The sequence below is a fragment of the Veillonella dispar genome (assembly GCF_937975875.1).
GTDB lineage: Bacteria > Bacillota > Negativicutes > Veillonellales > Veillonellaceae > Veillonella > Veillonella dispar_B.
Genome location: NZ_CALJSP010000173.1, coordinates 1 through 10,349 on the forward strand (window position 1 = coordinate 1; position 10,349 = coordinate 10,349).

The window sequence follows — 10,349 nt, forward strand, 5'->3', positions numbered from 1 at the left end:
TAGGTCTATTACCTATAATGGCGACAGAATTGAATATGAGTTAACCATCAAGCGTGTGAAGAACATGAACATGCGCATTACAAAGGATGGTGTGATCCATGTGTCGGCGAATGCCTATGTGCCGGATTATAGGGTGGACAAGTTTGTCATCGAGAATATGCCCTTCATTGAGCGGACTCGTTACAAGATTGATGCATTGAATGCCAAGCGTGTTGAGGCGTTGCAGTATGTGAATGGTGAAAGCTTATCTATCCTCGGCATTCCTGTTACGTTGCGCCTAGTTGAGCAGGACGGAAAACCTCACATTGGCTTTGACGGAAAAGCCATCCTTACCATGGTGGTACCTCGTGGTACGACCTTTGAGGCTAAGCATAAATTAATGCAAAGTTATTGGCGTAATTTAGGGGAGAAGGTCTTTGTCCATTGGGCAAAGGTCGTGTATCAGCGCTTTCACAAGCAAGGTATCGATGTGCCTATGCCAACTATAAAACAGCAGCGCATGAAGAGCCGTTGGGGTTCTTGTACGCCAGCCAAGCAGCTCATCAAGATGAACACTCGACTATTAGAGGGGCCACAGGCGTATATTGAGTACGTTATGGTTCATGAGTTTGCCCATTTTAAGTATTTAGACCATTCTAAGAACTTTCACAATCTAGTGGCACAGTTTTTGCCAGATTGGAAGGCTCGTAAGAAGTCATTGAACGTATATTTTGCTCATCGCCCTTAAAGGAGGTGTACCATGCAGCCATTTGTACATTTACATAGTCATACAGAATTTAGTTTGCTAGACGGTATTAGTCGTTTGCCTGACATGGTACGTCGTGCGAAGGAGTTAAATCAGCCAGCCCTTGCCATTACAGACCACGGCAATATGTACGCAGCCATTTATTTTTATAAGGAATGTATGGCTCAAGGCGTTAAACCGATTATTGGGTGTGAAGTATATGTCACAGAAGGTAGCCGTCTTGATAAGCAGGAAGGTCGCAGCCGTGAACGTTTGAAACATCTCATTCTATTAGCAGAGACTATGGAAGGGTATCGAAATCTCGTAAAAATCGTGTCGAAAGCCTCTACTGAAGGGTTTAATTATAAGCCACGTGCAGACCGAGATTTATTGCGTCAATACAGCAAGGGTATTATTGCTCTCAGTGCGTGTATTCAAGGGGAAATCCCTCAGTATATCTTGCAAGATAATATGGAAGGCGCGAAGCGATCCATTGAATGGTATATCGAGACGTACGGGAAGGATAATTTCTTCTTAGAAATCCAAAATCATGGTTTGCCAGAGGAGGCAAAGGCCCAAGAGGAGCTTATTAAGCTCAGTAAGGAATATGGTCTTGGCATCGTAGCATCTAATGACTTCCACTATGTTTTAAAAGAGGATGCAGATGCGCAGGATATTAAGGTTTGTATTTCTACAGGCCGACGTCGTGCTGAGGTGGATCGCTTAAAATTCCCTAATGATGAGTTCTATTTAAAATCTGGGGATGAGATGGCTGAGCTATTTGGACATATTCCAGGGGCTATCGAAAATACCTTAAAAATTGCAGAACGTTGCAATGTAGAGTTTAATTTCGACGAACATCACTTGCCACATTTTGATGTGCCAGAAGGGGAAACGTCTAAGACCTATTTGCGTAAGGTATGTGAACGAGAAATTCCACGCCTTTATGGTGAAATATCTGAAGAATTACAAAAACGTTTAGACTACGAGTTAGATGTTATTGGAACCATGGGCTTTGAGGATTACTTCCTCATCGTATGGGACTATGTACGCTATGCCCGTGAGCACGACATTTTAGTAGGTCCTGGTCGTGGTTCTGCGGCAGGGTCCGTAGTAGCCTATCTATTAGGCATTACAGGCCTCGATCCATTGAAGTACGACTTGCTCTTTGAACGGTTCTTAAATCCAGAACGGGTAAGCATGCCTGATATCGATATTGACTTCTGCTACGAAAAGCGTGGTCAAGCCATTGAATATGTAACGAGAAAATACGGCCAAGCTCGTGTGTCTCAGATTATTACCTTTGGTACTGAAGCGGCTCGTGCCGTTATCCGAGACGTAGGTCGCGTGCTAGACTTACCTCTAGCGGAAGTCAACCGTATTGCTAAGATGATTCCTAATGAACTAGGGATTACCTTAGATAAGGCTTTGCAAGGTAAAGAGTTAAAAGCTTTATATGAAGCGGATGCTAATGTTAAAGAGCTATTTGATTTTGGTAAAAAGCTAGAAGGGATTGCGCGCAATTCGTCCACTCATGCAGCGGGCGTCGTAATTTCTGCAGACCCTCTAGATGACCACGTACCGGTACAAAATGCCAATGATGAAGGCTTTGTAACGCAGTACGATAAGGATAACATTGAGGAATTAGGCCTCTTAAAGATGGACTTCTTGGGCCTCCGTACCTTAACGGTTATGGGGGATGCTTTAAAGCTCATCAAGGCTAACCGTGGTATTGATCTCAATTTAGATGCTATCCCATTAGACGACAAGGCAGCTTGTGATATCCTTACTAAGGGCGATACATCTGGTGTATTCCAGCTCGAATCGGAAGGTATTACAAAGCTCGTTATGGACCTTAAGCCTGAACATTTCGAGGACTTAATTCCATTGGTAGCCTTGTACCGTCCAGGCCCATTGGGCTCTGGCATGGTAGCGGACTTTATCGACCGCCGTCACGGTAAAAAAGAGGTTACCTATTTACATCCTATCTTGGAACCGATTTTGAAAGATACCTTTGGTGTAATCTTGTACCAAGAACAGGTTATGCAGATTGCATCCGCCATGGGCGGCTTCTCACTTGGTCAAGCGGACTTAATGCGCCGCGCCATGGGTAAGAAAAAGGAATCTGTTCTAAAGGCTCAGCGTGAGTCCTTTATTCAAGGTTCCATTAATAATGGTATAGAAGAGTCCATTGCGAACGAAGTATTTGACTTGCTCGTATACTTCGCGGGCTATGGCTTTAATAAATCACATAGTGCGGCTTATGCGTATATTGCGTACCAAACGGCGTATTTGAAAGCCCACTATTTCCCTGAATTCATGGCTGCTACCATGACTAGCTTTATGCAGAACATGCAAAAGTTGACGTACTATATCAATGCCTGCAAGAAGCACAATGTTAAGGTGCTAGGCCCAGATATTAACTATTCTGAGCGCAGCTTTGCCGTACAAGGTGATGCCATTCGCTTCGGCCTTGGGGGCATCAAGAACGTAGGGGACAATGCTATCGATCGCTTGATTACTGAGCGTAATGAGCACGGTCTATATACGGATATCGTGGACTTCTGCAAACGTGTTGATAATAAGGTTGTCAACAAACGCCTTCTTGAAAGTCTCATTCGATGCGGCGCCATGGATGGTTTCAAAGAAAACCGAAACCAATTGTTGCACATGTATGAAAGCGCTCAAGCTGTTGGTGCTAAAGAGCAAAAGGATGCCGCTATGGGCACCATGAGTCTCTTTGGCGATATAGAGGAGTCTGTAGATTTCATCCCTGTTCCTAATGTGGAGGATTTATCGGAAGACGATAAATTGAAGGATGAAAAAGAATATACAGGCTTTTACATCACAGGCCATCCATTGCAAGGCTATGCTAAGGAATTAGAGGGCCTCTTTGAACTAGGTGCTCTTGTAGAAAATCCAGAGCAATATGATGGCCAAACCATTACCTTTGGAGGTTTGATTGAAAATAAGACGGACCGCATGACGAGACGGAACGAGGTTATGTCCATTCTTCGCATTGAAGATTATTCTGGTGCGGCTAATGTAGTCGCGTTCCCTAAGGTCTTCAGTCAAAGTCAACAGTTCCTTGCGGTCGATATGATCGTTAAGGTAAAAGGCCGCGTTGATGCGGATGAAAAGGGTGTGCAAATTATTGCAGACCGCATTATGCCGTTAAAGGTAAACTATAGTCAGGCGAAACATGTGGCCATCCACATTTATAGCCAATATGACACGCCAGAAAATAGTGAGGCTTTGAAACGGGTGTTAACTAGCACCGCAGGCTCTGTACCAACATCACTATACTTACACCGTCAACGGAAGCGCATTAACTTGCCACCGAATATGTGCTTTGATCCTAGTGATGAATCTATCAAGGCTATTGAAGCTATATTAGGTGATGGCTCCGTAGAGGTGCAATAATATATGCATAAGTAGATATTATTGCACGAAAATATATTTACTACTTAATAACTTAATGTTGCGTGAAGCACAGATAGCTTTCACCAGCATTACTACAATAAGAAATGAAAGATTCAATATAGAAATTACTTTCATAGGAGGTAAGATGAAACGTACAAAAATCGTATGTACTGTAGGTCCGGGAACGGATAAATTTGGTATTTTAGAAGATATGATGCGAGCGGGCATGAATGTGGCTCGTTTTAATTTCTCTCACGGATCTCATGAAGAGCAAGCAGAGCGCATGCAAATGGTGCGTGATGCGGCGATGATTGTTAATAAACCAATCGCGCTATTGCTCGATACAAAAGGTCCTGAGGTTCGTCTCGGTCTATTTAAAGAGGGCAAGGTATTCCTTGAGGCAGGTCAACAATTTACGTTGACTACCGATGATGTGGAAGGTACAAAAGAGCTTAGCTCCGTGAACCACAAAGGTCTTGTAGGCGACGTGTCCGTTGGGGATAAAATCCTCTTGGCTGATGGCCTTGTAACACTTAACATCGATTCCATCGAAGGAAATAACATCATTACTACCGTTCAAAATAGTGGTGAAATCGGTAACCGTAAACGGGTGGCTGTGCCAGGTGTAGCGCTTAGCTTGCCACCTGTATCTGAACAGGACGAAGCGGATTTACGCTTTGGCTGTCAACAGGGTGTAGACTTTGTAGCCGCATCCTTCATGCAACGCGGTAAGGACATTGTAGCCATTCGTCGCATTCTTGAGTCTGAGAAAAAAGATATCAAGATTATTGCAAAAATTGAAAATGCTGAAGGCGTTAAAAATATCGATGAAATTTTGGAAGTAGCGGACGGCCTCATGGTTGCTCGCGGTGACCTCGGTGTAGAAATTCCTGCCGAAGAGGTACCAGTACTTCAAAAAATGATGATCGAAAAATGTAATGACTTGGGTAAACCAGTTATTACGGCAACCCAAATGCTAGAGTCCATGATTCAAAATCCACGTCCTACACGGGCGGAAGCAAGTGACGTAGCCAATGCCATCTTAGATGGTACGGATGCGATCATGTTGTCTGGTGAAACAGCAAATGGTGCTTACCCAGTAGAGGCGGTTACGACTATGACACGCATTGCTGAGGTAACAGAACAAGCTGCTATTTACGATAGTAAAAGCCGTGCTCGTCAAGATGTGGATATGACGACTACCAGTGCTGTATGTTTAGCAAGCGTGCGCATCGCTCAAAACCTTGGGGCTGCTGCTATTTTGACATGTACTGAATCTGGTCATACTGCAATTAGCACTGCTCGGCATCGTCCGGCTTGCAAAATTATTGCTGTAACACCGCATGAAGAAACAATTCGCCGCATGCAATTATGCTGGGGCGTAGAGGCTATTAAAGGTCATGAAATCGTTAACTCTGATGAAATGGTTAAACAAGCAATTACAGGCGCTCTTGGCACCGGTGCCATTGAGTCTGGTGACTTAGTTGTGGTAACGGCTGGCGTACCATCTGGTGCAACAGGTACTACAAATATGATTCGCGTTCATATTGCAGGCCAAGTACTCTTATCTGGTAATGGTATTTTGCGTAAATCCGTTACAGGCACTGTATTCATTGCTGCTAATCATAAGGGCAATTATGAAAGCTTCAAAGACGGCGATATCCTTGTGGTGGGCACAATGGAGCCTGAATTAATGGCTATTGCTAAACGTGCAGGTGGCATTATCGCTGTTGAAGATGGTTACACCTCTGATAGTGCTATTGCGGGTATTACTTATGGTATTCCTGTTATTTTAGGCGCTAAAAATGCTCATGAAGTACTTTTAGAAGGTCAAGAGGTAACTATCGACGGTGAACGTGGCAAGGTATTTGCAGGTATTGCCAATGCTCGATAGTTTTAGTAAAAGATAATTAAATATAAGGAGGGATAGTATGAATCCATATAATGTAACAGGACCTAGCAATTCTCAAGTTGCTCAGGTTGAAAGTATTGTATCCCAACGTTTGAAGGGATCCTTCTTGTGGATGGTTGTAGGTTTACTTACGACTATCGGTGTTGGAGTGGCTGCGTTGGCAAATCCAAACTGGCTACGCTTTGCATACGAAAACTTTAATATTATTCTATTAGTTGAACTAGGCGTAGTATTCCTATTTAGTGCTCGTGCGTATACTGCCAATGTTATGACTTTAAAAGGCATGTTCTTCCTCTACAGTGCATTGAATGGTCTTACATTGACACTTATATCCTTGAGATATAATGTATTTGAAGTAGTTATTCCCGCGTTAATCGGTACGTTAGCGTTCTTCATTGGCTTTGCTATCGTAGGGGCTACTACAAAACGTAACTTATCATCCCTTACACCATATGTAATGGCTGCCTTACTTGGTATGATTATCGTATCTTTTGTGATGATAGGGGCTCGTTATTTTAACTGGGCTGTACTCAGTGGCTTTAGCGACACTGTTAGCTTAGTTCTAGGTTATGTAGGGGTTGTAGTATTCTCCATCTTTACAGCTATCGATGTGAACCGCATTAAAAATAATGTGACACAAGTAGCGCTCTTGGAGGATGAAACTATTCTAGACCGCATTGAAATCACAGGTGCTTTGAGCCTATACTTGGATTTCATTAACTTATTCTTATCCTTATTGCGCATCTTTGGTAATAAGCGATAACAAAGGAGCTTGTATGGACGATAGAGAATGGCAAACCTTTGTGACTGTTGTCGATGAAGGCAACATTTCAAGGGCTGCAGAAAAATTATTTTTATCACAACCGGCGTTGAGTTATCGGTTGCGCCATATGGAAAAAGCCTTAGGCCATTCTCTGTTGTTGCGAACTGCTGAAGGAATTGCTCTTACGGCACAAGGCGAAATTTTTTATGACTACTGTAAAAGAATGATGCAAGATCAAGAGGCGTTGGAGCATGCTATGAACTCAGCGTCTGGTAAGATTCAAGGAACCTTGAAAATTGCGTCATCTATTAACTTTGCAGACTATGAACTACCTGCGCTATTGCAATCCTTTAGGGAGCAATATCCAGATGTTCATATTCAAGTAAAAACTGCTTTCAGCCATCAAGTAGTAAAAATGTTTAATACTGGTGACTGTATGGTAGCCTTTGCACGTGGTGGCTATGACGTATCTGGTAAATCAGAGTTTCTCTTAGATGAACCGTATTGTTTAGTCTATAAAGAATTAGTACCACCTGAGTCGTTAGAGAAGGTACCATTCATTAAATACCAAACAGATGCATCTGTAGCAAACATTATTGAAACGTGGTGTGCTGAGCATTTTGAAGAACCACCGAGTGTTGCAATGGATGTAAATTCTATGAGTACGTGCCGTCACTTTGTACGTGCAGGCCTTGGATGGTCCATTTTGACCTATATGGGCCTTGGTTCTTGTAAGGATAGAGATATATATGTAAGTCCATTGCGTAGCAAAGATGGTACCTATATCACTCGTGATACAAATATGGTATATACAAAGGATGCGGAAAATCTTGTAGTAGTTAAAACATTCATTGAATATGTTCGCGATTACTATAAAAAACATACCGTAGTAGATAATAGTATTTTTAGAGAATATAAAGGATAGATTATACAAATCGAGTCTATATAAGGCTTTATAACTGTCTATCCATGCTATTTCAGTATTAGACTTTTTCGATATAATCAGTCATAATAAAGGTGTCTCGAAAGAGCAAGGCAGTACCATGTAAGTGCATGTATACCCCCTTTGGGGACGTATACATGCACTTTTTTCATTTTGGGCTGCAAATCTATGCTCAAAATGCATAAAAAGTATGATTGGTAGATATAAAAGTTTTTATAACCCCTATAAAGGTAATCTATTATTCATAATTCTTTTAAGCATATATAATGAGTGTAGACAAAGACTCCTAGAGTTCAATAGATGATAGTCGCGTATCACGAATCTTTAGGGGAGTGTTAGGATGATATACATGCCTATGTTTTTAAGAAAGGAATAAACATGGAAAAATTCTTAAAACTAGCACTTATCGTGCTAATTCCAATTATCCTCTGGTTTACAACTCCACCAGATGGGCTCACTGATACGGCGTGGCGCCTTCTAGGCTTCTACATTGCAGGTATCGTAGGTTTGATTTTAAAACCATACCCAATTCAAATTATTTTATTAGCTGTATTATCTGCATCTGCATTATTCTTAGACAATGCAAAAGATATCTTGGTAGGTTATGGCTCCACAGCATTGTGGATGATCATCGCTGCGTTCTCCTTGAGTGTTGCGTTTGGTAAAACTGGTCTCGGTCACCGCGTTGCATACCATTTGATTGATGCATTTGGTTCTACTGTATTACGTCTTGGCTATGTAACAGCACTTCTTGATTTAGTATTATCCCCAGCTACACCTTCTAACACAGCACGTGCGGCTGGTATTGTATATCCAATCAATTTATCTATCGCTGAATCTATCGGTTCCTATCCTGGCGATACTGCTAAACGCGGTGGTTCCTTCATCTTGATGAATGGCTATTTCGTAACAAAAATTACATCCTTCATGTTCTTAACAGCTATGGCTCCAAACGTGTTGGCATTGGACTTTGTTACTAAAATCACTGGTCTAAATATGACTTGGGCTGAATGGGCTTTAGCTTTAGCTCTTCCTGGTCTTGTAATGTTGATCTTTGTGCCACTTGTAGGTTACTGGATCGACCGTCCTGAAGCAGTAAAAATTGATAATAAGAAATTAGCTGCTGATGGTCTTGCTAAATTAGGACCTATGAAAATGTCTGAAAAAATCTTGGCTGTTGTATTTATTCTTGCTCTTATCGGTTGGGCATTGCCTTCCATCGGTTTTGACTTGAGCCCAACAGCAGTAGCATTAGTAGCTATGACTATTGTGTTCTTCGCTGGTATCATCACTTGGGATGACATGGTTCAAACTAAAGCTGTTTGGAACACATTCATCTGGTTCGGTGCTATCCTTGGTTTATCCACTGCTTTAACAAAAGCTAAATTCTTTGCTTGGCTTGCAGCATATATGCAAGCAAACTTGGCACTCGATGTATCTCCACTCGTAGTTGTCTTAATTCTTTCTGCTATTAGCGTTGTAATTCGTTACTTATTCGCTTCTAGTACTGCATACATTGCATCTATGCTTCCAGTATTCTTAACTGTAGGTATGGCAGCAGGCGTAAATCCAGTTATGTTTGGTCTTGTATTGCTTGCAACAAACGCATTTGGCGGTCTCGTAACTCACTACGGTGCATCCCCTGGTCCAATCATCTACTCTGCAGGTTACAATAACTTGAAAGACTGGTGGACTGCTGGTGCTATCTTAGCAGTATTGAGTTGGATTCTACTCTTCGTAGTAGGTATTCCTTGGTGGACTTTCATCGGTATGATTTAATCACCATATAATTTTATAATCAACATTGTTTTAGCGGCACGGACCAGACATTCGCGACACGTCTGGTCTTTGCCATTTGATATATTTTTAGTGAAAGGATGCAACATGGCACAATTAGTAAAAGCTGCACAAGCTGGCTTCGACGAAAAAAATGATGCATTAGTAACGGTTGAACCGATTGCTAGCGGTATCGAAATTGAATTAACATCCAAAGTTATCCGTCAATACGGCGACCAAATTAAATCCGTTATCTTGAACACAGTGAAAGAAGCTGGTTTTGATGGCGTGAAAGTAATCGTACAAGATAAAAATGCTTGGGATTACACAATTAAAGCTCGCGTATTAGGCGCATTGGAAAGGGGGAGCAAAGCATAATGGCTAACGATAAAACATTCCCAGAAGTTAAAACAAACCCATTAACAGAGGCTGCTAAAAAACGCTTGTCTCGTTCCATGATGTTCGTACCAGGTAATACACCTAAAATGATTAACAGTGCTGACATTCACGGTGCTGACTCTATCATGATCGACATCGAAGATTCCGTTGCTATTACTGAAAAAGACACTGCTCGCCTTTTAACTGCAGAAGCATTGAAATCTCGTAAGTTCCGTGGTGAAACAGTTGTTCGTATCAATCATCCTACACAAACTCCTTATGGTTATGATGATCTAGATGTAATCGTTCCAGCTAAACCTAATTTGATTCGTTTACCTAAAACTGAAGATGTTTCTGAAGTTGAAATTGTAGCGAAAAAAATTGAAGAAGTTGAAAAAGCTAACGGTTGGGAAGAAGGTACAATCAACAT

The 10,349-nt window shown here is 41.8% G+C and carries 8 protein-coding genes; all 8 read left to right on the forward strand.

Going from position 1 to position 10,349, the window contains the following annotated elements; all coding sequences use genetic code 11:
• Positions 1–727 (forward strand): M48 family metallopeptidase (locus tag Q7P05_RS08575; protein ID WP_303931646.1); only part of this gene is annotated, 727 nt, incomplete at its 5' end.
• A 12-nt stretch (positions 728–739) separates the two neighbouring features.
• A complete protein-coding gene (locus Q7P05_RS08580) occupies positions 740–4,147 on the forward strand; it encodes a DNA polymerase III subunit alpha (RefSeq protein WP_303931648.1) in 3,408 nt (1,135 codons plus the stop codon).
• 145 nt (positions 4,148–4,292) lie between these two features.
• On the forward strand, positions 4,293–6,041 hold the full coding sequence (pyk, locus tag Q7P05_RS08585; RefSeq protein WP_303931650.1) for a pyruvate kinase: 1,749 nt from the start codon (positions 4,293–4,295) through the stop codon (positions 6,039–6,041).
• Between the two features lie 37 nt (positions 6,042–6,078).
• Positions 6,079–6,822 (forward strand): Bax inhibitor-1/YccA family protein, encoded by a 744-nt coding sequence (locus Q7P05_RS08590; RefSeq protein ID WP_295792970.1) that lies wholly within the window; start codon positions 6,079–6,081, stop codon positions 6,820–6,822.
• 13 nt (positions 6,823–6,835) lie between these two features.
• Complete coding sequence (locus tag Q7P05_RS08595; RefSeq protein ID WP_303931653.1) at positions 6,836–7,747, forward strand: LysR family transcriptional regulator; 912 nt, start codon at positions 6,836–6,838, stop codon at positions 7,745–7,747.
• Positions 7,748–8,143: 396 nt separating this feature from the next.
• The gene (locus Q7P05_RS08600; protein ID WP_303931655.1) at positions 8,144–9,544 is read left to right on the forward strand and encodes a DASS family sodium-coupled anion symporter; all 1,401 of its coding nucleotides are present in this window, start codon (positions 8,144–8,146) and stop codon (positions 9,542–9,544) included.
• A 105-nt stretch (positions 9,545–9,649) separates the two neighbouring features.
• Complete coding sequence (gene citD, locus Q7P05_RS08605; protein ID WP_005385629.1) at positions 9,650–9,919, forward strand: citrate lyase acyl carrier protein; 270 nt, start codon at positions 9,650–9,652, stop codon at positions 9,917–9,919.
• Positions 9,919–10,349: aldolase/citrate lyase family protein (locus Q7P05_RS08610; protein WP_303931656.1), on the forward strand; the 431-nt coding region annotated here is incomplete at its 3' end. The genes citD and Q7P05_RS08610, both read left to right, overlap by 1 nt.